Raw genomic sequence first — 24596 nt, forward strand, 5'->3', positions numbered from 1 at the left:
AAAAGATTTCCCCTCAAATCAACCTTTTAAATTATGAAAAACTTTACCTTCAACAAAACCCTACTTATTATTTTAGCTGTATTCAGCTTAGGTAACAGCTATAATGTGTTGGCTCAAACCGAAACAACTTTAGGATTTTATGATTTTGAATCTGGATCACAAGGTTGGTCTGGTGGAACGCAAGCATCCAGAGGTACAAATACTTTATTTGCCTATAGCGGTAACTCTAGTTTTTGGTTAAGAGATAATCTAGGAAACAATTCCTCAATGACTTCGCCTTCTTTTTACGTTGGAATCTACGATAAAATTGATTTTAAATTTTTCTTTACAAGTTATAGTATGGAAAATGGTGAGGACTTCTTTGTAGAATATAAGGCTGGAAATTTATTTGGAAGCGGTAGTTGGCAAACTGTTGCTAGATTTGTTAGTGGTAACGTTGCTAGTAAAAATGCAGATTTTCAATCAGGTAATTCAACTATTTTTTATAGTAAAACAGTAACGTTAATGGCTACTGATTTTAATTTTCCTATAGTAGGATCTGGTACATTCAGGATAAGATGTGACGCTAGTGACACTGGAGATATTGTGATGATAGATGATATCACAATTACTGGTACAACCTACAATACACCAACTACTGGTCCTGGAGGTGTCGTTAGTAATTTAGACTTATGGTTAAAAGCAGATCAGTTAGATGGATCTAATTATGGATTAGATGGTGCAAACGTTAGTAAATGGGTAGATAACGGAAAAGGAAATAATGCAGAAGTTGTTGTTGCTGGACAAGAACCAGTTTACAGAAATAATGCCTCAAAAAACATGAATTTCAACCCAGTAATCGAGTTTGAAAACAACAACAATACCTCTCAAGCAGATATGACCTATTTAACAAATAGGGATGAGCTAAAGGGAACTGGTGGATTTAGTACTAATGATGTTTTTGTAGTCTTAATGCCAGATCCAGAAATTACAACTTCAATGATACCTTTGGATACTTTTACTGGATCGGATCCATTAACAGATAGTTTTACTGAGGATGTTACAGGATTTGGATATGGGTCTTATACAGCAAGAGTAACTAATGAACGTCTTTCCTTTTGCATAGGTACTACCAGTGAAACACCATCAAATCCAACCGAAAATGGTTACGGAATAGCTGATACAAATTCAGGGACTGACTACAATCAAATACAAATTATTAATGTTAGACAAAACAATGCTAACAATAATATGGAGTTGTACTTTAATGCCAATCAAGTTGGAAATGAAACTAATGACCTTTCAAGATACGCAACTATTAATAATGGTAGATATTGGTTAGGTAGAAGTCAATATTGGAATGGTAGTTTTGATGGTAGAATTGCAGAAGTAATTACTTATAACTCTAGAAAATCAGACAACAACTTAACACAAGAACGTAACAGAATACAGTCGTATTTAGGTATAAAATATGGAATCACTTTAGGTGTAAACGGTATCTCTCAAGATTATGTTGATAGTCAAGGAAATGTAATTTGGGATCAATCTGCAAATATTGGTTACAACTATGATATTGCAGGAATTGGACGTGATGATAGTGCTGAGTTAGACCAAAGACAATCAAGAAGTATAAATTCTGAATTAGATGCTACAGGAGAAACTAGAGGGTTAATTACTATAGGGTTAACTGACATTTACGACACTAATAGCTTAAACAAAGCGTCAAACCCTGTGTCATTAAATAATCGCGAATACCTAACATGGGGAAACAATAATGCAGATTTAAATGCAGCTCCAGAGGTAATAAGTGTTGACATGAGTAGTGGTATACCAGGCCTATCAACTTTAGTTAGTTTTTTAGGTATGCAACGTATTTGGAAAGTAGTAGAAAATGGTGGTGATATTGGTGAAGTAAAAGTTTCAATACCTCAAAATGCAATTAGAAATATTACGCCTCCAGGTAGTTACTATATGTTTATTTCGGACACTCCTGTTTTTGACCCAACTGCTGACTACAGATTAATGACCTTAAATGGGACTAATCTAGAGACTAGCTACGATTTTGATGGAACAAAATACATAACATTTGGATATGCATCACAAGTAGAAGTAACAAGATCTGTTTATTTTAATGGAGCCAATAGCTACATGGACATGGACAATAATTTAGATTTAAACCCTTCTGGTTTCACCCTTTCAACTTGGATAAAAAGAGAAGCAAGTGATACTGGAACAAAATCTATTATTTCTAAAAGAAATAATCCTTTTAACTCAGGATACGACCTTCAAATTCTAAATGATAATCGTATTAGAATGTATTGGAAAAATGGTAGTAATCAAGTATTAACTAGTAATACAAGCATTCCTGATAATGAGTGGCACCATATAGCATTTATTTATAATGGCACAAGATTATTTTTATATATTGATGGTGTACTAGATAAATCTGCAAACAAATCTGCTCCTTTAAACACAGACGATTCGTTTTTAGTAGCTGCCGCATCAAAAACGTCAACTACACAATTTTTTAGAGGAAACATTGATGAAATTAGAGTTTGGGATACTGATTTAAGTATTAATCAAATCCGTTACTTAATGAATCAAGAAATTGAAGACAACGGTTCGTTTACTAGCGGAAAAATAATACCTAATACAATTACTAATAATGAAGTGGCAGCATTACCATGGAGTAATTTAAAAGGATACTACCCAATGTCTATTTACACCTATACTAATACTAACGATGCTTCAGGAAGCAATATACAAGGTGCTTTAAAAAACTTAAATACTGTAGACTTTCAGACTGCACCTTTACCATACACAACAAGTGCATCTGGTGATTGGGAAAATAATAGCACATGGACTAATGGTAATACCTTCTACATTCCAGGATCTACATCAATAGTAGATGCAGATGTTACTGTAGATTGGAATATTGTTGAAATAAGTCATAACGTAACTTTAGACAACAACAACCTACCAGCTAATAACAATGATAACAGAACGGTATTAAGTTTAAATGTTATTAATAACACATTATCTGTAAATGGTGATAACGATTTAAATACAGGTAACGGAATAACAGTTTCTCACTATTTAAAATTAGACGGAAAAATAGATTTACAAGGTGAGTCGCAATTAATTCAATCTTTAAACAGTGATTTAGACCCATCAAGTACAGGATCAATAGAACGTGACCAACAAGGGACTAAAGATTTGTTTACTTACAACTTCTGGTCTTCTCCAGTTGGTGTAACAAATAATAGTACTAATAATAATGCATATACTTTACCTCAGGTATTTAAAGATGGTACTGACCCTAATAATCCGGTTGATATAAACTTTATAACAAATAGTTATAATGGTACTTCAGGATCACCAATCGGTATTGCAGATTATTGGATATGGAAATATTCTAACCAATCTGGAGCTTATGCAGACTGGCAACATGTTAGAAGCACAGGTTCTTTATTAACAGGAGAAGGGTTTACTTTAAAAGGAGTTACAAATACTGGTAATGATTTGTCTCAAGAACAAAACTATGTTTTTAACGGAAAACCAAACAATGGAGATATTAACCTACCTATTACTGCAGGAAACGAATATTTAGTTGGTAATCCATATGCATCAGCATTAGATGCGCATCAATTTATAATGGACAATGCGCCAACAATAGAAGGTGCTGGTAGTACAACCGGAACATTATACTTTTGGGAACATTGGGGAGGAGGATCTCACAATTTAGCAGATTACCAAGGTGGTTACGCTACTTATAATTTATCAGGATCTACTCCTGCTGCAAGCTATGGTACCAATGATCCATTAGTCGCTACAGGTGGTACACCTGTTAAATTACCAGGTCGCTATATTCCAGTGTCTCAAGGATTTTTTGTAAAAAGTGAAAACTCGGGTAATATTAGATTTAATAATGGACAACGTATTTTTGAAAAAGAAGGAGCTTCTTCAGTATTTGTAAGATCTACTGCTGATGCTGCAACAACATCTAATAGTTACAATGCAGATGACAGATTAAAAATTAGATTAGGCTTTAATTCTGTTAACACTGTACACAGACAATTATTAGTCACAGAAGATACTAATGCTTCTACTGGATATGATTGGGGTTATGATGGTGAAGCCAAAACAGAGCAAATGGATGATATGTATTGGATGATTAGCGATAATAAATATACAATACAAGGTACTAATGTTATTGATTACGCAACTATTTTACCTTTAGGAATTCATGTTGATACTGATGGAATAAACACCATAACAATTGATGCTTTAGAAAATGTTCCAGATGACTTAGAAATTTATATCTATGACAACGTTACAAATACTTACCATGATCTTAGACAAAACGACGTCGCTTTAGACTTAGCAACAGGAGTGTATTTGGATAGATTTGATTTAAGATTTAGTCAAGTATCTAACTCATTGTCTACAGAAGATTTTGAAATAGAAACAACAATCAATTATTACTATGCAAATGGATCTAATACTATAGTAGTAAATAACCCTAAATTAGAAAATGTAAAAACAGTAAGTCTTTATAATATATTAGGACAAGAAATTGTTTCTTTTAATGATTTTGAATCTACAGGTTTAATCGAATTAAAAACGAACAAAATAAGCACTGGTACTTACGTTTTAGAAGTAATTACAGAAGATGGTAAACTATCTAAAAAAGTTTTAATCGAATAATATAGCCCAAATCTACTTTATTCTTATTAACAAAAAAACCAAGACATGATGTCTTGGTTTTTTTTATTTCACCTTAATCTAAAACAAAATACTTTACACCCTTTTTTATGCTTTTAAACCTATAAATGATTCAAAAAAATCTTCAAAAGTACATTTCATCGAAAATATTTGTATTTTACCTAATAAAGCGATAGTTTTACCTCGAATTTTGAATTAGTCCCCAAACTAAACACATTCCTGCTTATGACAACCTTTACTTTTAAAGCTTTATTAGCTAACTTATTAAGTAAGAAACATATATTACTGATAAGTCTATTTACTTTATGTAATACGTTTGCTCAGACGTCTATTGTACAAGTCTCTGTAAATTGGCCAAGTTGGTCCTCTGAAAACAGAGTTGAAATTTATAATCCTGGAGGCACATTATTAGCCACTATTGATAATGGTTTTGATGGTAGTGCTAATAACTCATACAGCACTACATTAGATTTAGGTTGTATAGCAGATGGTATTAATTATTACGCAGTGCTTTATGATACTTATAATGATGGTTGGAATGGAACGACATCTAATATAACCATTACATCTAGTGGTACCACTGTATTAACAAACTCAGGTAATGGAGCAACACCAGGAGGTGTCACTCAATTTTTCAATGTATCTGGAGGTTGTGCAACTAGTTGCTCTTCTATAGTAAGTAGTTTTCCTTATAACGAAGGTTTTGAATCTGGTTTAGGAAGTTGGACACAGGATACTAGTGAAAATTTAAATTGGACAAGAAACTCAACTGGGACACCATCTAGTAATACTGGACCTTCTAACGCTAATGGCGGAAATTGGTATTTATATACTGAAGCATCTAGCAATAACAACAGAACAGCAAACTTATTAAGTCCATGTTTTGATTTAACAGGAGCGACTTCTGCTCAATTTTCATTTTACCATCATATGTATGGTGCTAACATGGGAACTCTAAATGTAGACTTAAGTACAAATGGTGGTACAACATACCCAGTTAATCTTTGGTCACAAAGTAATCAAGTACAAACCAATAATGGATCTCCATGGGTTTTAGTTACAATAAACTTGACCGCTTATGTTGGGCAATCTATTAATATAAGATTTTCTGGAAACACAGGAACTGATTACAGAAGTGATATGGCTATTGATGATATTTCATTAACTGCGGTTACTACGCCTTTACCTGAAATTAATATTACAGGAAATGGTACAACAATTAATAGTGGAGATAATACACCTAGCACAACAGATGACACAGATTTTGGGTCTATTAATGTTGCTTCTGGTAGTAATACAAATATGTTTATTATTAACAACGATGGTACACTACCTTTATCATTAACAGGTGGATTACCTTATGTTAGTATAACTGGAGCAAATGCTTCGGATTTCACCTTAGCTAGTATTCCAACTACTCCAATTGCCTCAGGAAGTAATACAACTTTTAGCATCACCTTTGATCCTTCTTCAAATGGATTAAGATCTGCAATAATTACTATTGCTAATGACGATTCAAATGAAAATCCTTATACTTTTTACGTTCAGGGTTATGGAAATACGCCTTTAGCACAAGGTCCTGGAGGTGTAACATCTAATCTTGAAACGTGGTTAAAAGCAAATGATGGAGCAGGACTTAGCGACAACCAACCTTTAACAACTTGGTATGATCAAGCTAATACTAATCATGCCACAGTAAACATGGCTGGACAAGAACCTACGTACAGAGATCATCCTAGTTATAATGTTAACTTTAATGCTGTTGTAGATTTTGATAGTTCTTACAGCTTAGCTCCTACAGATAATGACTACTCTTTTGATAATACTAATGGAGACTTTTTAAAGAGTGATTCTGGGTTTTACACTCAGGATATGTTTGCTGTTGTTTTACCTGATAACAACATTAACACCTCTTTTGGAAACATGGACATTTTCTGTGGTGACGAAGATTTAGCTACAGATACAGAAGACGTTACAGGTTTTGGATATGGTCGTTATTCGGCTAGATTTACTAATGAGGTTTTTGCCTATTGTGTTGGACCAACAACTAATTCGGCTCCATATACAGGTTATGGTGTCGCAGATAATAACACGACTACAAATTATAATAATGTTGGTATTTTAAATGCTAGAAACAATACTGCTGCAACTAGACAAGAGTTATTTTATAATGCTAATAATGTAGCAACAGTACACAATGACGTTGCCGATTTTTCTAATGTTAATGATTCGCGTTATTGGATTGGAAGAAGCGAAGGTTATGAGGCTGCTGCTAACGCTAGAATTGTAGAAATTATCTCTTTTTCTTCAAGAAAAAATGATGCTAACTTGTTAGACGAACGTAATAAAATTCAATCCTATTTAGCTATCAAATATGGTGTTACCTTAGGTATTAATGGTACGTCTCAGGATTATGTAGATTCCAATGGAAACGTAATTTGGGATGTGTCTGCAAATTCTGGTTTTAATTATGATATTGCAGGAATTGGACGTGATGATGATTCGGATTTAATCCAAAAACAATCTAAAAGCGTTAACAACTCAAGCATTGTAGCTATATCATTAACTAACACAGCTTTAACAAACAACTTAAACTCTAGCTCATTTAGTACTGACAAAGAGTTTTTAGTTTGGGGTAATGATGGTCAAAACACCAATACTTCTGGTGCATCTGTTACAGTTAGCTTAGGACCTGCTACTATTACAACTATTACAGATGTAATGAACAGAAAATGGAAAATTGTAGAAACTGCTGGAGATGATATTGGAACGGTTGAGGTATCTGTATTTGATACTGATTTAACCGGATTACCTCCATTAACAGGAAATGACGCTTATGTTATGCTTGTATCAGATGATTCTGGTTTTACAACTAACTTACAAACGGTATTTTTAGACCCAAGTACTTTTAACGGTCAAGGCACTAGAGAAGGTACTTATGATTTTGATGGTACTAAATATTTTACTTTTGGTGTGGCACACGAAGAGGTTAAATCTAGACATTTAGGATTTGATGGTGTGGATAATTTTACTTTAGTAGGTAATAAAGTAGATTTAGCTGGTGACTTTACTGCTTCGGCTTGGGTAAAACCTGAAGGTTCTAACAACTTAGCTAGCGACAAAACAATAGTTGCAAAAAATGATGGTGTAGATGGTTACAAATTTTTCTTAACAGATAATAATACTGTAAGTTTTTCAATAGGAAACAATCCAACAGACCGAATAAATTCTATTACAACTTTACCTAACGACATTTGGCATCATGTAGCTGTAATTTACGATAACAACATTGCTAGTCTTTATATTGATGGGGTTTTAGATAATTCAAAAACCATTGTCAATCCAACGCCTAATGGTGCCGAGTTTGCTATTGGTGCAATTTATATTGATAAATTAAATATTTTAGACTTTTTTAAAGGAGATATTGACGAAATCAGAATTTGGGACCAAGCATTAACCTTGACTCAATTACGATATGTCATGAATCAAGAATTGCAAAAAGCAGGCACTGCTGTAAATGGTGTTGTAGTCCCAAATGCAATAACTAAAAATGATATTGAAGTTGTTGACTGGTCTAATCTAGAGGCTTATTACAACATGAATTCTTATATTGGAACGCATCTTAACGATGTCTCTGGTAATGGTAACAGAGGTAGTCTAACAGATCCTAATCAATTTACTTTAGAGTACCAATCCTCTCCTTTACCTTATAACACTTCAAGTGATGGTAGTTGGGATAATAACAGTACTTGGGTTAATGGAGCCGAGTTATATATGCCTGGAACAGCTAGTATTGTTGATCCTAGTGTAACTATAGATTGGAATATTGTTAAAACCAACCATAATTTAACACTAGATAACAACACGCTTCCTTCTGGAAATAATCAAAACAGAACAGTTTTAGGTTTATTTGTAGAAAGCAATAAGTTAACTGCAAATGGTGACACTAGTTTAAATCAAGGTAATGGTTTGACTATTACACACTATTTAAAATTAGATGGTAAGATAGATTTAGAAGGCGAATCACAATTAATCCAAACATTAAATAGTGATCTAGATGTTACAAGTGCAGGAACATTAGAGCGTGACCAACAAGGTACTCAGGATTTATACACCTATAACTATTGGTCGTCGCCTGTTGGAACTAGCAATGTAACTACAAATAATAACAGCTATACATTACCAACAATTTATAAAGATGGTACTAATCCTGCTGCTCCAACTAATATCAACTTTATAACTAATAGTTATAATGGTACTTCTGGAACACCAATTGGTATCGCAGATTATTGGATATGGAAATACGCTAACCAATCTGGTGCTTATGCTGATTGGCAACATGTAAGAAGTACAGGATCTTTACAAATTGGTGAAGGCTTTACAATGAAAGGAGTTACAAACACAAGCGGAAATGTAGCTTTAGAACAAAATTATGTATTACAAGGAAAACCAAATAATGGTGATATAACTTTACCTATAACTGCTTCAAACGAATATTTAATTGGTAATCCATATGCATCTGCAATAGATGCTCATCAATTTATTATGGATAATGCACCAACAATATTAGGAGCAGGTGGAACGACTGGTACATTATATTTTTGGGAACATTGGGGAGGAGGCTCTCATAATCTAGCAGATTATCAAGGTGGATATGCAACCTATAATTTATCAGGTGCAACTCCTGCTGCAAGTTATGGTACTAATGATCCTATGGTAGCAACAGGTGGTACACCTACTAAACTTCCAGGTCGATATATTCCGGTTGCACAAGGATTTTTTGTAAAAAGTGAAAACACAGGTACACTAAGATTTACTAATAGCCAACGTGTTTTTGAAAAAGAAGGATCATCATCTGTGTTTGTTAGAATGTCTTCTGAAAACTCTGTAGCAGATAATTATAACTCTGACTCTAGATTAAAAATTAGATTAGGATTAAATTCTGTTAACGGAATACACAGACAATTGTTAGTAACTCAAGACAGTCATGCGACTCCAGGATATGATTGGGCTTATGATGGCGAGAAAAAAGACGCTCAAATGGATGATATGTATTGGACTATTGATAACAATAACTATATCATACAAGGGACAAACGTTATAGACCAAAACACGGTTTTACCAATAGGTCTAATTACAGATGCAGCTGGTGATAATACACTTACATTAGATGCTTTAGAAAACGTACCAAATAGCCTTGACATTTACATACACGATGTTTTAAATGCTACTTATCATGATTTAAGACAAGGTGATTTTATAATTAATTTACCTGCAGGAGAACATAGTAACAGATTTGAATTGGTATTTAGCAACCAACAAGAAAGTTTAAGTGTAGAGGATACTGAATTAGAGAACGACATTAACGTCTACTACTCTAACAGCTTACAAAACATTGTTATTAATAATCCTAAGTTAAACACCATTACGTCTGTTAATTTGTACAATATTTTAGGACAGCACATCACTAACTTTAAGGATATAAACACACAAGATTATATAGAATTAAATTCTGGCGAGTTAAGTACTGGAAATTATATCATCAAATTAAAAACGAGCGAAGGTGAAATTTCAAAGAAAGTTTTAGTTGAATAAGTATTGCCCCAAATCATTTTATAATTCACTAAAAAGAAAAGCCGAAACATATGTTTCGGCTTTTTAATTTTATACTATTTAAGCAATAAGAATAATGACTATTATCAGAATAAAAAGTACTGACAAAATATAATTATAAACACTGTTATTTAAATCTTTAAACTTAATTTTTCCTAGATAAAACAACCATCTAATAGTTTGACCTGAAAATCTAAGAACAAAATCGATAATTATGTCTAAAGAAAAATCCAAGAAACAATTATTTCAACTTAGTAATTAACACCTCTAAATTTACTTTATCCTGTTCCCCTGAAATCATATTTTTTAAAGTGAATTGATTATTTTTAAGTTCCTCCTCTCCTACTAAAACAACAAATGGTATGTTACGCTTATTGGCATAATTCATTTGCTTTTTCATTTTAGCACTATCAGGATACAGCTCGGCATTTATATTATTTGCTCTTAAAGCTTTAATTGCTTTTAAACTAAATAAGGATTCTTTATCACCAAAATTGATAAACAATACTTCTGTAGATTTTGTAATAGTTTCTGGAAACAAACCTAATTCTTCTAAAACTAAATAAATACGATCTAATCCAAAACTAATGCCTACTCCACTTACATTTTTAAGACCAAATATTCCTGTTAAATCATCGTAACGACCTCCTCCACCAATAGATCCCATTGCTACACCTTCTGGTGCAGATACCTCAAAGATAGCTCCTGTATAATAATTTAAACCTCTAGCTAACGTTACATCTAACTGTAATTTAGCAGATTTTAAACCTAATGCAGTTATAGCCTCATTAATAAAACTTAACTCTTCTATTCCTTTTTGACCTTCTTCAGAGGTACTTAAAATAGATTTTAAACTCTCTATTTGTGACCCAAAATCACCTTTTAAAGTAAATAAAGGTTGAAGCTTAGCTATACCGTCTTCAGAAATACCTTTACCAAGCATTTCTTCCTTTACCTTATCCTCTCCTATTTTATCTAATTTATCTAAAGCAACAGTAAAATCGATTAACTTATCACTTGCTCCAATAACCTCAGCAATACCAGATAATATTTTACGATTGTTTATTTTAATTGTAGCACCTTCTAACTTTAAAGCTGTAAACACGTTGTCATACAACTGTACAAACTCTACTTCTTGCCATAAACTATCACTACCAACCACGTCTGCATCACATTGATAAAACTCTCTAAAACGTCCTTTTTGTGGTCTATCAGCACGCCAAACAGGTTGCATTTGATAGCGTTTAAACGGAAATTCTATTTCGTTTTGATGTTGGACTACGTATCTAGCAAATGGTACTGTTAAGTCGTAGCGTAATGCCTTTTCTGAGATTCTTGGTGTTATTTTAGCTGAGTCCTTTAAAGCATATAATGGCTCGTCCACTTTTGATAAAAAGTCACCTGAATTCAAAATTTTAAAAATCAAACGATCACCTTCTTCTCCATACTTACCCATTAAGGTATCAGAGTTTTCAAAACTTGGTGTCTCTATTGGCTGAAATCCAAAACGTTGAAATTGTGATTTTATAGTACTAAATATATAGTTACGTTTTGCAACTTCTTCTGGATTAAAATCTCTTGTTCCTTTTGGTATACTTGGTTTTTGTGCCATATATATTCCTTTTATTAAAAGGGTTTTATTTGTGTTACTTTAAACGTATTCTGTACTTATACAGAATAACAAAAATAGTGGTTTTAATTTATTTTTTAAACTACCGTTTTCAGGACTTGTTTAGTTAATTAACTTGTTCATGTACTCATACAACTCTCCTTTTGTAATAGCACTTCCTGATTGAATAAGCTTAAATTTATCTAAGTTTTTATCCTCAGAATAGTCTTTTTTACCTTGTGTAAAGGTTACTGTGTCGTCCATTAAATTTTCGCGCAACCAGTTAAAACCATCTGGTGTAGTTACATCTATTGGACCATCTATCTTGATACCTATAACGTGCATATGGTCGTCATTAAAAGTAAATAAGTGTAAGTTATGTGCAGATATTTGCTCCACATACTTTACTTGGTTTAACACACCTTCCCAAACTAAATCACTAAAAACATCTAGCTCCTGTTCTGCTACTTCTGGTTTATCCTTTTTTAAGGTTTCCCACTCGTCTGCTGTAATGGTCTGTGTTGCTAAAAAGTTTATAAACTCTTTATGTAATTCTTCAAATTGTTCTTTTGTAAGTCTAGAATACTTCATTTTTTCTATTTCTTAATATTTAACGCTTTAGCGACCTCAAAAGGTCTGTCTGTTGCAAAAACATCTATTCCTTTGTCTTTCCATATGGTATATGGTACTTCTCCTTTAGCTTGAGCTTGTTTGTCTAAGTTACCCAAAGTTCCTAAAATAGTTTTAATACCATGAGATTGGACTGTTTTATAAAAGTCATTTGGTGATAACTTAGTACCTGTAAAGGCTAACATATTTTGAGTTGGTATGCTTGAATGTAATAACCAATCTAATTCTTTTTGATTTCTGGCAGAAACAGATAGTAATAAATTAGGTGCTAATTTATGTGCTTCTGTTGCTTGCTCCATATCATAAGTTATAATTATTGATACATCTTCTGCTTCTACTTGTTTTACTAATGCTACAATAGCATCAAAAGACACGCTTTTTTTCTTGTCTAAAGTTAATACGACATTGTTTTGTTTAGCCCATACTAAAACGTCTTTTAAAGCTGGAATTTTAAAAGTAGTCTCATTACCGTAATCATCTTGTAGATTAAAAGCCTGAAGCTCTTCAAACGTATATTTATTTAATCTATCTGTCCCTGTGGTTGTACGCTCTAATGTATTATCATGCATTAATACTAATACGTTATCTCTAGTTTGTGCGACATCGATTTCATAAATAGCAGGTATACTATCGTTAATATATTTTAAGGTTTCTAAACAGTTTTCTGGATAATGTTTTAACCCTTTACCACCTCTATGCACACTGATAATAACATTTTGGTCTGGTGTATATTTAAAAGCGTTAATTAAAGCAGAAGGTTTTGATGTTGGTATTGTTACTGCTGTTTCATTTACAACCGTTACCTCTTGCTTATTATTTTTGCACGATATAAAGCTAATTACAATTAGTAAAAAATATAGTGGCTTAATGGCTTGATTTCCGCGAAAGCGATTTAATAATTTCATTGAGTATTGTTTTTTGTATTTTTTAGTATAAAAAAAATGCGCTCCTATAAAGGAGCGCAAATTTAAAAAATATCTGTGACGTATGGACTAGAAAATGTATCTAACTCCAAATTGTGCTTGCCATCTTGATAAAAGACTTGTATCGTATGAAAAAGTTTCGGTTACACCTGTAAATGTATAGGTTGGTACTCCAGATGCATCTACATCTACACCAACTGGTTGTACAGATGTTGGTTGTTGTACTACTCCCCAATCACTATTTAATAAGTTACCTAAGTTTAAAATATCAACGCTAAATTGGATTGTGTTATAATTATCACCACCAACGTTAAATTTATAGTCTTGTAATAATTTTAAATCCCAACGTCCTCTCCATGGTGCTAATGCTCCGTAACGCTCTACATAATCTCCACGACGATCACTTAAGTAATCATCTTGCTGGATAAACGCTTCAAAAGCTTCTGCTTGTCCTGCTCCAGAAAATTGCATTTGCTGCAGCTCTGAAGAAGTTGGAACATATAATAAATCATTTAAATTAGATCCATCTCCATTTAAATCTCCTCCATAAGTGTAGTTAAAACGTCCACCTTGTGCGTATTCAAAAAATGTAGAGATTGTAGTAGCCCATTTGTCTTTACCATAAGTAAACTTTTTACTTGCTACACCAATAAAACGGTGTGTGTCTCCATATTTAGAGTAAGACAAAACGTCGTTATTAGCATTACCAACTACTGGGTTAAATGCAAAAGCATCTCCAGTGATTTCTGCCTCGATAGAGTTTACGTCTTTTGAATTTAAATAGTTGTATGCTATAGTTGTATACAATCCGTTATCAAATGTTTTTTGCGCTTTTGCTGTAAAATTCCAAACGCGTCCTTTATCCGAATTTGTAAATACATAAGCATTATTAATAATGTCACCTGAAGTATAAATTGGTCTTGTGTCTCCTGGTGCATTAAGTACTCCTGAAGGATTACGTAATCCCCAATTTTGTACATGCGCTCCATTAATATCTTTTGTGTAAGAGATATCTCCTGTTGCTACAATACCGTTTTCAAATCTGTAATCTGTACCAATATTTGTTCTCCATACTTGTGGGAATTTAAAATCAGGATCTACCATTTGGTAAAAGAAAACCTCTGGATTAGCTATTTGGTTACCTAACCATACAAATGGTAAACGACCAGTAAATAATCCTGTTCCACCACGTACTTGAAAACTGTTATCTCCTTTTACATCGTAATTAAAACCAACTCTTGGAGAAATTAATACTTTGTTTGAAGGCATTTTAGTGTTATCTAAAAACACACCTTCTCCTGTATTTGGATTGATATACTCAATATCTGGAGCATAACAACATGCTCTGTCAATAACCTCTTGTGCTTTAGTAGAAGAATCAAAAAATAATGGTTTGTCAAATCTTACACCATAGGTTAATTTAAAGTTTTCTGTAACATTCCATTCATCTTGTAAATAAAATGCTAATTGTCCAACATTAGTTTCTGCTAGAGCAAATCCTCCTGCAACACCTTCTCCGTTTGCTTGTAAACTTGCATCTGCAGCAGCAGCTTCGTTAAATAAATTTTGTAATTGACCAGAATCCACAAAGTTTTGGAAATCATCCATTGTTGTAGTTGGGAAGAAAACCCCTTGTGCACCATAAGCACCTAAATTAAAAGAGTTATCAAATTGAAATTTTTCATATGAAAAACCAACAGTATATGTATGATCACCTTCTACATAATTTAAATTATTAGAAAACTGAAACACCTTTTGGTCTAATCTATTATTAATTGAAAATGGCTCATGACCAGCAATTATATAGTTTGATCCACCATCTGTAATTGTAATCGTTGGTGCTGGCGAAGATAATGCGTCTCTAAAATCATCAAAATGCGTATAACCCATTTGAAATTTATTAGTCACATTTCCTGATAAAGTAGAATTTAACTCAACTTGTACTGACTGTATATTGTTATTAATTTCATAACCAGTATTTTCAAATTGTAATGTGTTAGTATTAGGACCTCTAAATCCTAATGCAGATGGATGGGCTGGCTTTTCTTTAGAGGCATTTAAAAAATTATAAATTACCGCTAAACGGTTATTATCATTGATATTCCAATCTAATTTAAATAATCCTTTAGTAGAGTTTGAGTCGTAATTAAATCCTTCAAATCTTCCTGGATCATATCCTAAATCCAATAATGCATTTTGTACAGTTAATAAGTCTTCTAATTCTACTCGACTTTCATTAATTGCTCCTGTACCTCTATTTGGGGCAAATCCGTTTGTTCCTAAATCTGAACGCTCATCTTTTTCAAAGTTTACAAAAAAGAATAATTTGTTTTTAATTACTGGACCTCCAATACTAATTCCGTATTGATTTTGCTCTAAATCTGATTGAAAAACGTCTTCTCCTCGTATTTTACCACCAGTCATGTCTTCATTTCTTGTAAAACCATAAACTGTACCGTGAAACTCATTAGTTCCGCTTTTTGTTACTGCATTTACTGCTGCACCTGTAAAACCAGATAATGTCACATCGTAAGGCGCTAATGATACTTGTATTTGATCAATAGCATCTAAAGATATTGGTTGTGAGTCTGTTTGACCTCCAGGAGTTGCTGCATCTAATCCAAACGGATTATTAAATACTGCTCCATCCAGTGTAAAGTTATTAAACTGGTCGTTTCTACCTCCAAAAGAGTTTCCTGATGATGACGGTTCTAATCTAGTAAAATCTGAAGCTGATCTAGAAATTGTTGGTAACGTAGTTAATTCACGTCGTCCAACACTTGTTTCTGCTCCTGTTCTATCACTTCCAAACGTTCCGGAAGACGATCCTGTAATTACGACCTCATCTAGCGATACTTCACTAGAGCTCATAACCGCATCTAAATTTGTTGTTTTACCTAATGTTAAATATACATCAGAAAAAATTTGATCTTTAAAACCAACATAGGTTATAGATACTTTGTATGGTCCTCCAACCCTAAGGTTAAGTAAATTGTAACGACCATCCAAATTTGTAATTGCACCATACTTTGTTCCTGTTGGCTCATGGATAGCTACAACATTAGCTCCAAATAATGGCATATTAGCGTCTTCTGTAATAAGTCCCTTAATATTAGCTGTGGTAACTTGTGCAAAACTTAATACTGTAAATAGCAATAAAGCTATAGTTAAATTTAGTTTTTTCATTGTGTTGTGTGTTTGTTAGACATTATGCATGCATAATATTTAACAAAAATATAACAAAAAAAGCCACTCTAAATAGAGTGGCTTTAAAATTATGATATAATTTATTAACTTATTGTTAACAAATCTAAGTTATGCTTGCGCTACAACTTCAAATTCTAAATCAACATTTACAGCTCTGTGTAAACGTACTGCTGCGTTATATTTACCTAAACGCTTAACTGTAGTTACAGAAATGTATTTTTTATCGATGTCTTGACCTTCTTTAGCTAATGCTTCAGCAACGTCAATGTTGTTTACAGATCCAAATAATTTGTCTCCTTGACCAACTTTAGCAGCGATTTTGATTTCTAAAGCTTTAATTGCTTCAGCCACTTTATTAGCTTCTTCAACTTCTTTAGACTCTTTGTAAGCACGTTGCTTTAAAGTTTCTTCTAATACTTTTTTAGCAGATTTTGTTGCTAAAACAGCATGACCTGTAGGGATTAAAAAGTTTCTACCATAACCGTTCTTAACCGTTACAACATCGTCTTTAAATCCTAAATTCTCAACGTCTTGTTTTAATATAAGTTCCATTGTTATGATATTTTTATTTTAATAAATCTGCTACGTATGGCATTAAAGCTAAGTGACGTGCTCTTTTTACAGCTACAGACACTTTTCTTTGATACTTTAATGACGTACCTGTTAAACGTCTTGGTAAAATTTTACCTTGAGCGTTAACAAATCCTAATAACCAATCTGCATCTTTGTAATCTACATACTTGATACCAGACTTTTTGAAACGACAATACTTTTTGTTTTTGTTAGTTTCAATATTTAAAGGAGTAAGATATCTAATTTCTCCTTCTTTTTTTCCTTTTGATTGTTGTTCTATACTTGACATAATTACGCTTTTTGTTTAAGTTTAACTCTTCTACGTTCCGCCCATGACACTGCATGTTTGTCCATAGTTACAGTTAAGTAACGCATAAAACGCTCATCACGTCTAAACTCTACTTCTAAAGGATTGATTACCTCTCCTTCTACTTGGTACTCAAATAAGTGATAAAATCCACTTTTTTTGTTTTGTATTGGGTAAGCTAACTTTTTAAGTCCCCAATCTTCTTTTGATACCATCTTTGCTCCTCTAGATACAAGAAATTCTTCGTATTTCTGTACTGTTTCCTTTATCTGTGTTTCAGATAAAACGGGATTTAAGATGAAAACAGTTTCATAATGATTCATAAAAATCTAATTTATTTGTGTTAAAAATGAGTGCAAAAATACTTCTTTTTATTTAATCCCACAAATAGTTTTTAATCTAAATTTAAACTTAATTTACAGCCGAATTGCAATCTTAATCAAATGTTAAAACTTACATTTTAGCGATGTTTTTTGGTTTTAATCCCTTTTTTTTGTACTATTGTCGATAACTTAACCTATAAAGAACATATACTATGATATTAAATTGTGTAGTAGTTGATGATTCAGCGATACAAAGACTTTCTATTGTAAAATTAATAGAGAATAATAATCATCTAAATTTAATTGCTGAATATAGCAGTGCTTTAGAGACTAAAAACGGTTTAAACACCCACAAAGTTGATCTTATCTTTTTAGATATTGAGATGCCTGTTTTAAATGGTTTTGAATTACTTGACGTACTTAACAATAAACCCCAAATTGTTTTTGTTACAGGTAAAACAGAATACGCTTTTAAGGCATTTAATTATGATGCGACTGATTATTTACAAAAACCTATTACTAGAGAACGTTTTAGTCAAGCTGTAGATAAAGCTGTAGAGCATCATAAATTAAAGTTAGATTATAACCAAGAAGAAGGAGAACATATCTTTGTTAAGAGTAATCTTAAAAAGCGTAAAGTTTATATTAGAGATATTAAATGGATTGAAGCACTTGGTGACTATGTAAAACTAGTTACTGAGGACACAAGCTTAGTGGTATTATCTACAATGAAAGCGTTTGAAAGCGAATTACCTGACGGTAAGTTTTTAAGAATCCATAAGTCTTATATTGTAAACCTGGACAAGGTTGATCGCTTTAACAGTAAAAATGTTGAAGTTGGTGCTTATGAAATCCCATTAAGTAGAAATAAAAAAACACAATTAGTAGATGCTTTAAACAGTATCTAATAACAAAATATAATGCCCTAAAAAAACCTGCTTTTAAAAGCAGGTTTTTTTATATCTAATAGTTAATTAAACCTAATAGTTATCGACGTTAATTACAACTCTAACACCTTTAAAATTACCAATAGCCTCAAAACTAGTATGTACTTTTTTGATAGCTTCTTTAGTTTTACCTAAGGGTTGACCTTGCGGAATCTTTATTAAAATGTTTTTGTGGTATTGATTTCTTATTCTTGATATTGGCGGAAACTCTGGTCCTAAAACATTATGCTTAAACAACTGTGTTAATGCTTTTGCTAGCCAATCTCCTGACAAATCTACCTTATTATAATCCCTATGCTTAATCGTAATTTTAATTAATCTGTAAAATGGTGGATATTTATAGTTATAACGTTCTTCCAGTTGCTCCTTATACATTCCAATATAATCATTGGTAGATACTTGTTGCAAAATTTTATGGTAAGGATTATACGTCTGGATTAATACTTTTCCTTGTTTTTGGGTACGTCCTGCTCTACCAGAAACTTGTAACATTAATTGAAAACTCCTTTCATGCGCTCTAAAATCCGGAAAGTTTAACATATTGTCAGCATTCATAATTCCTACCAACTTTACGTTTCTAAAATCAAGTCCTTTAGTTAACATTTGTGTACCAACTAAAACGTCAATTTCTTGCTGCTCAAACGCTGTAATAATTTTTTCGTAACCAAACTTACCTCTTGTAGTATCCAAATCCATACGACCTACTTTAAGATCTGGAAACAGCAATTTGACTTCGGTTTCTATTTGCTCTGTACCAAAACCTTTAGTGTCTAAACCTGGTGTACCACACGCCATACATTTTAACTGCATAGCACTATTATAACCACAATAATGGCAACGTAATTGTTTGCGATATTGATGATACGTTAAACTAACATCACAGTTAGGGCATTGTGGCGAATGTCCACACGTATTGCACTCTACAATTGGAGAATATCCTCTTCTGTTTTGAAACAATATAATCTGATGTCCATCTGCAATAGCTTCAGTCATTTCTTCTATTAATCTATCAGAAAAATGACCTTTCATTTTTTTCCGTTTCTGCTTATCTTTAATATCAACAAGCTCGATATCAGGTAATTGAACGTTATTGTATCGTCGATTTATTTCGACTAAACCGTATTTTTTTTCTCGTGCATTGTGATAGCTTTCAATACTTGGAGTTGCACTTCCTAATAGTGTTTTTGCTTTAAATATTGAAGCTAAAACTACAGCGACATCTCTGGCATGATAACGTGGTGCTGGATCAAACTGCTTAAAGGAAGACTCATGCTCCTCATCGACGATAATTAAACCCAAATCGTTAAATGGTAAAAAAATGGACGATCGTGCTCCTAAAATTATTTTCGCTTTCGCGGAATTATTTAGCACTTGATTATAAACCTCCACACGCTCATGAGCAGAATATTTGCTATGAAACACTGCAACCTGCTCTCCAAAGTAATTTTGAAGTCGTGTTACTAATTGTGTTGTTAATGCTATTTCTGGCAATAAATACAACACCTGTTGTCCTTTACTTATAGTAGCTTCTATTAGTTTTACATATACTTCTGTTTTACCGGAAGATGTTATACCATGTAATAACACAACATTTTGTGTTTGAAAACTGGTCTGAATTTCTTGTAATGCTTCAGTTTGATACTGATTTAATGCTTTTGAATCCTCAGTATCTTCACCATCATAAACGACGCGATCTGTTTGGATATGGTAATCCTCCAGAATATTTTTATCTATTAAAGCCTTTACGGTTGCAGATGACGCTTGACTTTCTGTAATTAAATCTGTTACTTTAACAGGTTTTTTGGTCTTTGCCGAAATAGAAAATAATGTAAGCACAACGTCACGTTGCTTTTTGGCTCGATTACTTAACGTTTCTAATAATTGATTTAAAGCGTCTTGAGAGCTGTATGCTTCTGTCAGCTTAACATACCTAACATATTTTGGTTTGTACTTATCGTAGATTTCTTCATTTAAAATAATGGCTTCTTTTTCTACTAATCGCTTAACAACAGGAAGCACATTTTTTTTATCCAAAATATTAGCAATATCCTGAATTTTAAGCGACGATTGATGCTGCAATGCTTCGTAAATCAAATACTCGTCGTCTTTTAAATCGTTCTCATTTAAATCTAAAGCATTGTTTTTACTTATTATAGTTTCGCTTTCAAGCAAAAAAGCATTTGGTAAAGCTGCACGCATTACTTCGCCTTCTGTAGACATGTAATATTTAGCTATCCAATGCCACAATTGTAATTGTGTTTGGGTTACAATGGGTTGTTCATCTAAAATTTGATGAATCTCTTTAGCCTCATATATAACAGGTGCTGTTTGATGTATTGCAGCTACAATACCTGTGTAAATTTTTGTTTTCCCAAAAGGGATAGACACACGCATACCAATAGTTAAAAACTCGCTTTCTGCTTGCGTGATACTATATGTAAAACGCTTTTCTAATGGTATTGGCAGTATGACATCTATAAAATGCAAAGGTTAGGCTGTTGTGTTTAATTAATATATTATTGTATTCTTTCCCAATATTGTGTCGAGTAGAAAAAACCAATATAGCCTCTAACCTGAAGTTTTCCTTCATCTGTTACGATTAGTCTTAAATCGTACTCTTTACCATTTTGCGGATCTACGATAGTTCCGTTTTTAAAGTATTTACCATCTTTGGTCATACTTTTAATAATATCTAAACCTAAAATTGGTTTATTATAATCGTCACCTTTACACTTTACGCAAGGTAAGTCACGTCTTTCTTTATTAAAAATCTCGATAATTTTACCAAAAACCTTTCCGTCTTTTTTGTAAATCTGAACAATGGACTTAGCCTCTCCAGTTTCGTCATCAATGGTTTTCCATTTTCCTAAAATATCTTGTGCGTTTACTGAAAAACCAAAGATTAATACGATTACAATAATGATACTCTTTTTCATAATTAAAAACTTTTACGTAGTTGTTTTAAAGACATGTTTAACTCAAAACCTAATAACAAAATATTAGCATTAAGCCATAAATAAAATAATAAAATTAATAGTGCTCCAATTGATCCATATAACTCATTATACTGAGCAAAATTTTCAATATAAACACCAAATAAAAAGGAGGTTACTAAAATTAAAATGGTGGTAAATAATGCACCAATGGAGAAAAATTTAGACGACTTCCCTTCTGCTGTACCAAAATAGTACAACACTGCTGTTGCTATGTATACCATGACGACAAAAAATCCGTATTGTGCCAACGTACTCCATATACTAACTTGCCTTTTGGCAATATAACCATGATTGGTTAAATTATCTATTACATAGATATTAAAATAACCTAAAACAGCAACGGTTATAATTAGTAAAAATGACAAAATTAACGCAATGCCTAATGCGTAAAAATATTGTTTAAACACATTGCGTGTTAATTGGTCGTGATACGAGTTTTCAAACCCGGAAAATAAAGCATTAATACCATTAGCCATTAAAAAAATGGATAATAAAAATACGGATGATAATAATCCTCCATTTTGATTTCCACCAATATTGTTAAATATATTATCCGAGAAAAAATCTGATGTCGTTGGTGGTAAAATAGACTCTAAAAACACCAAAAAATCCGTCTGAAAATCCTCTATTGGAATATAGGGAATAACAATAATAACAAATAATAAAAACGGAAATAACGCCATAAAAAAACTATAAGCAATTGCACTTGCTCTTGCTGTTAAGGCTCCTCTAGCGATACCTATAATATATAACTCGATTAAATCATATAATGACAAACCCTCTAGTCCAGGCAATTTAAACCTACCTAATAGCTTAACTAAAAGGTTAACCACAGGGATTTTACTAAGCTTTTCTTCTATTGCTTGAGACATTATCTAGATAAAATTTGTACTGTTACAGGATGTATTAATCAACTGCTTTTAAGCTTAAATCCATGTTATAAACCGAGTGCGTTAATGCACCAGAAGAGATAAAATCTACACCACATAAGGCATATTCTCTAATCGTTTTTTCATTTATACCACCAGAACTTTCTGTTAAACATTGATCACCAATTAATTTAACTGCAGTTTTAGTGTCTTCATAATTAAAATTGTCTATTAATATTCTGTAAACGCCATCCGATTTTAAAATCTCTTTAATTTCGTCTAAATCTCTAGCCTCTACAATTATCTTTAAATCACGATTGGTCTCTTTTAAATATTGCTTTGTTTTATCAATAGCTTTTGTAATGCCTCCTGCAAAATCTATATGATTATCCTTTAACATAATCATGTCATAAAGTGCAAATCTATGGTTTTCTCCTCCTCCAATTTTTACAGCCCATTTTTCAATAGCTCTAATACCTGGAGTAGTTTTACGTGTGTCTAAAACTTTAGTACCTGTGCCTTCTAACAAATCTACAAATTGTCTTGTTTTTGTTGCAATAGCACTCATACGTTGCATAGCATTTAATACCAAACGTTCTGCTTTTAATATAGATTGTGATGCGCCTGTAACATAAAATACAATATCACCATATTTCACTCTGCTTCCATCCTCAATCAAAGTCTCTACAACCAGGTTTGGATCTACATATTTAAATACTTGTTTAGCAAACTGGACACCAGCAATAATACCGTCGTCTTTAACTAACAATTTTGCTTTACCTTCTGCAGAAGCAGGAATACAAGATAATGAGCTATGATCACCATCGCCAACATCTTCTCTAATAGCGTTGGTAATGATTAAATCTATTTCTTTATCAAATTGGGCTTGACTTATCATGTGTTTCTTATTTGATGTAAAAATAACAAATGCTTGTTGAATAATTATTTAAGAAACATTATTTTTGAAAATAAATCTATCACTATTGACCTTTAACAACTTACAAAACTAAGTTAGTAAGCCTCAAACCTAAATAATACAATTATGTTTAATCGTTCTACTTTTTTACTGCTATTAATTTTTCTTTTTTGCACTGCTATGCTTAGTCAAAACTCAGTTTACATTGATGAAGATTTTACAACAATGGATTCTATTAGCTATTATAAAAAATGTAAAGGGATTACAAAAAAATGTTTACAATACAAAACAGATAGTTTGACTGTAAACAAGCTTTCTCCAATGTATCGTTTTGGCAAATTAAAGGTTGATGAATACGATCAAATTAAAACCTTAATACAATCCAAGTCTAATAACACTAAGGAAAACAAATATATTGTTATAAAATATTATGATTCGATTTTTGGATTTGAAAGAGCAGAGAAAATTCATGCTAAACACAAAATAACAGAGTCTTTTAAAAGAAGTTCAGGCAAAGTTTATGTAAGACAAGTAAAAAGTCATCCGTTTAATGAAGACATATTTAAAGAAGAAAGAGCCGATTGGCAAAAAAGAAGAGAAAAATGTATTGAAAAATACGAAAAACGCTATCCATTAGATTTTGTTCATATGTACAAAACTGAAGAAAACGCTTTAAGTACTTACGTGGATTTTGAATGGATTAAAGATCAAGGTGCTTTTAAAAACAAGTTTTTTGACGTTCAGAATAATTATAACCTACTAATAATTAAATCTGATGGCGAATACTTTTTAAGTGGTGGACATCTGACAAATAGTAGATTTGAAAAACTACTTAAAACAGACGATTGGACAAAATTTAAAGCCGACCTTGAAGCGTCTAACACTAAAAATTTTACCGAAGGAAAAGGTATATTTAGTAAATATGAATTTTACCATAACAGCAAACACTGCTTTTAGTAATACATCAAACTAATTCTAA

The 24596-nt window shown here is 32.3% G+C and carries 15 protein-coding genes; 4 read left to right on the top strand and 11 right to left on the bottom strand.

All coding sequences use genetic code 11. The features are described from left to right. Positions 1-33: 33 nt before the first annotated feature. On the top strand, positions 34-4686 hold the full coding sequence (locus JM82_RS07525) for a LamG-like jellyroll fold domain-containing protein (RefSeq protein ID WP_145002093.1): 4653 nt from the start codon (positions 34-36) through the stop codon (positions 4684-4686). A gap of 243 nt (positions 4687-4929) precedes the next feature. Then, complete coding sequence (locus JM82_RS07530) at positions 4930-10299, top strand: LamG-like jellyroll fold domain-containing protein (protein ID WP_145002094.1); 5370 nt, start codon at positions 4930-4932, stop codon at positions 10297-10299. A 259-nt stretch (positions 10300-10558) separates the two neighbouring features. On the opposite strand, the gene hisS is transcribed toward JM82_RS07530, so the two are convergent. The 7 genes from hisS to rpsF form a co-directional block, all read right to left on the bottom strand. Next, positions 10559-11929, bottom strand: coding sequence for a histidine--tRNA ligase (hisS, locus tag JM82_RS07535; RefSeq protein WP_145002095.1), 1371 nt, complete (start codon positions 11927-11929; stop codon positions 10559-10561). A gap of 120 nt (positions 11930-12049) precedes the next feature. Then, the gene (locus JM82_RS07540) at positions 12050-12517 is read right to left on the bottom strand and encodes a DUF6495 family protein (protein ID WP_145002096.1); all 468 of its coding nucleotides are present in this window, start codon (positions 12515-12517) and stop codon (positions 12050-12052) included. Between the two features lie 5 nt (positions 12518-12522). Next, positions 12523-13461, bottom strand: a complete 939-nt coding sequence (locus JM82_RS07545) for a glycerophosphodiester phosphodiesterase family protein (protein ID WP_261375337.1) — start codon at positions 13459-13461, stop codon at positions 12523-12525. Positions 13462-13548: 87 nt separating this feature from the next. Further along, on the bottom strand, positions 13549-16665 hold the full coding sequence (locus JM82_RS07550) for a carboxypeptidase regulatory-like domain-containing protein (RefSeq protein ID WP_145002097.1): 3117 nt from the start codon (positions 16663-16665) through the stop codon (positions 13549-13551). A 129-nt stretch (positions 16666-16794) separates the two neighbouring features. Next, the gene (rplI, locus tag JM82_RS07555) at positions 16795-17238 is read right to left on the bottom strand and encodes a 50S ribosomal protein L9 (RefSeq protein ID WP_145002098.1); all 444 of its coding nucleotides are present in this window, start codon (positions 17236-17238) and stop codon (positions 16795-16797) included. A 13-nt stretch (positions 17239-17251) separates the two neighbouring features. After that, entirely contained in the window at positions 17252-17548 is a 297-nt protein-coding gene (gene rpsR, locus JM82_RS07560; RefSeq protein WP_028281796.1) for a 30S ribosomal protein S18, read from the bottom strand. Positions 17549-17550: 2 nt separating this feature from the next. Next, the gene (rpsF, locus tag JM82_RS07565) at positions 17551-17889 is read right to left on the bottom strand and encodes a 30S ribosomal protein S6 (protein WP_145002099.1); all 339 of its coding nucleotides are present in this window, start codon (positions 17887-17889) and stop codon (positions 17551-17553) included. 212 nt (positions 17890-18101) lie between these two features. Between rpsF and JM82_RS07570 the strand changes: the two genes are divergently transcribed. Continuing rightward, the gene (locus JM82_RS07570) at positions 18102-18797 is read left to right on the top strand and encodes a LytR/AlgR family response regulator transcription factor (protein ID WP_145002100.1); all 696 of its coding nucleotides are present in this window, start codon (positions 18102-18104) and stop codon (positions 18795-18797) included. A 72-nt stretch (positions 18798-18869) separates the two neighbouring features. Here the strand turns inward: JM82_RS07570 and priA are convergent, their stop codons facing one another. The 4 genes from priA to nadC are packed head-to-tail and all read right to left on the bottom strand — an operon-like array spanning position 18870 to position 23599. Continuing rightward, complete coding sequence (gene priA / locus JM82_RS07575; RefSeq protein WP_145002101.1) at positions 18870-21323, bottom strand: primosomal protein N'; 2454 nt, start codon at positions 21321-21323, stop codon at positions 18870-18872. Between the two features lie 29 nt (positions 21324-21352). After that, positions 21353-21772, bottom strand: coding sequence for a DUF2147 domain-containing protein (locus JM82_RS07580; protein WP_145002102.1), 420 nt, complete (start codon positions 21770-21772; stop codon positions 21353-21355). A gap of 2 nt (positions 21773-21774) precedes the next feature. Further along, positions 21775-22704, bottom strand: coding sequence for a YihY/virulence factor BrkB family protein (locus JM82_RS07585; protein ID WP_145002103.1), 930 nt, complete (start codon positions 22702-22704; stop codon positions 21775-21777). A gap of 34 nt (positions 22705-22738) precedes the next feature. After that, positions 22739-23599, bottom strand: a complete 861-nt coding sequence (nadC, locus tag JM82_RS07590; protein WP_145002104.1) for a carboxylating nicotinate-nucleotide diphosphorylase — start codon at positions 23597-23599, stop codon at positions 22739-22741. 198 nt (positions 23600-23797) lie between these two features. Between nadC and JM82_RS07595 the strand changes: the two genes are divergently transcribed. Further along, positions 23798-24574 carry a hypothetical protein gene (locus tag JM82_RS07595; RefSeq protein ID WP_145002105.1) on the top strand — a complete coding sequence of 259 codons (777 nt, stop codon included), beginning with the start codon at positions 23798-23800 and terminating at the stop codon, positions 24572-24574. Positions 24575-24596: the final 22 nt, after the last annotated feature.

Source organism: Olleya sp. Hel_I_94, from assembly GCF_007827365.1.
Taxonomy (GTDB): domain Bacteria; phylum Bacteroidota; class Bacteroidia; order Flavobacteriales; family Flavobacteriaceae; genus Olleya.

Excerpts from the sequence above, each read along its gene's own strand:
- JM82_RS07525 (WP_145002093.1), top strand. The coding sequence starts at position 34 with ATGAAAAACTTTACCTTCAACAAAACCCTACTTATTATTTTAGCTGTA.
- JM82_RS07530 (WP_145002094.1), top strand. The coding sequence starts at position 4,930 with ATGACAACCTTTACTTTTAAAGCTTTATTAGCTAACTTATTAAGTAAG.
- hisS (WP_145002095.1), bottom strand. The coding sequence starts at position 11,929 with ATGGCACAAAAACCAAGTATACCAAAAGGAACAAGAGATTTTAATCCA.
- JM82_RS07540 (WP_145002096.1), bottom strand. The coding sequence starts at position 12,517 with ATGAAGTATTCTAGACTTACAAAAGAACAATTTGAAGAATTACATAAA.
- JM82_RS07545 (WP_261375337.1), bottom strand. The coding sequence starts at position 13,461 with ATGAAATTATTAAATCGCTTTCGCGGAAATCAAGCCATTAAGCCACTA.
- JM82_RS07550 (WP_145002097.1), bottom strand. The coding sequence starts at position 16,665 with ATGAAAAAACTAAATTTAACTATAGCTTTATTGCTATTTACAGTATTA.
- rplI (WP_145002098.1), bottom strand. The coding sequence starts at position 17,238 with ATGGAACTTATATTAAAACAAGACGTTGAGAATTTAGGATTTAAAGAC.
- rpsR (WP_028281796.1), bottom strand. The coding sequence starts at position 17,548 with ATGTCAAGTATAGAACAACAATCAAAAGGAAAAAAAGAAGGAGAAATT.
- rpsF (WP_145002099.1), bottom strand. The coding sequence starts at position 17,889 with ATGAATCATTATGAAACTGTTTTCATCTTAAATCCCGTTTTATCTGAA.
- JM82_RS07570 (WP_145002100.1), top strand. The coding sequence starts at position 18,102 with ATGATATTAAATTGTGTAGTAGTTGATGATTCAGCGATACAAAGACTT.
- JM82_RS07580 (WP_145002102.1), bottom strand. The coding sequence starts at position 21,772 with ATGAAAAAGAGTATCATTATTGTAATCGTATTAATCTTTGGTTTTTCA.
- JM82_RS07585 (WP_145002103.1), bottom strand. The coding sequence starts at position 22,704 with ATGTCTCAAGCAATAGAAGAAAAGCTTAGTAAAATCCCTGTGGTTAAC.
- nadC (WP_145002104.1), bottom strand. The coding sequence starts at position 23,599 with ATGATAAGTCAAGCCCAATTTGATAAAGAAATAGATTTAATCATTACC.
- JM82_RS07595 (WP_145002105.1), top strand. The coding sequence starts at position 23,798 with ATGCTTAGTCAAAACTCAGTTTACATTGATGAAGATTTTACAACAATG.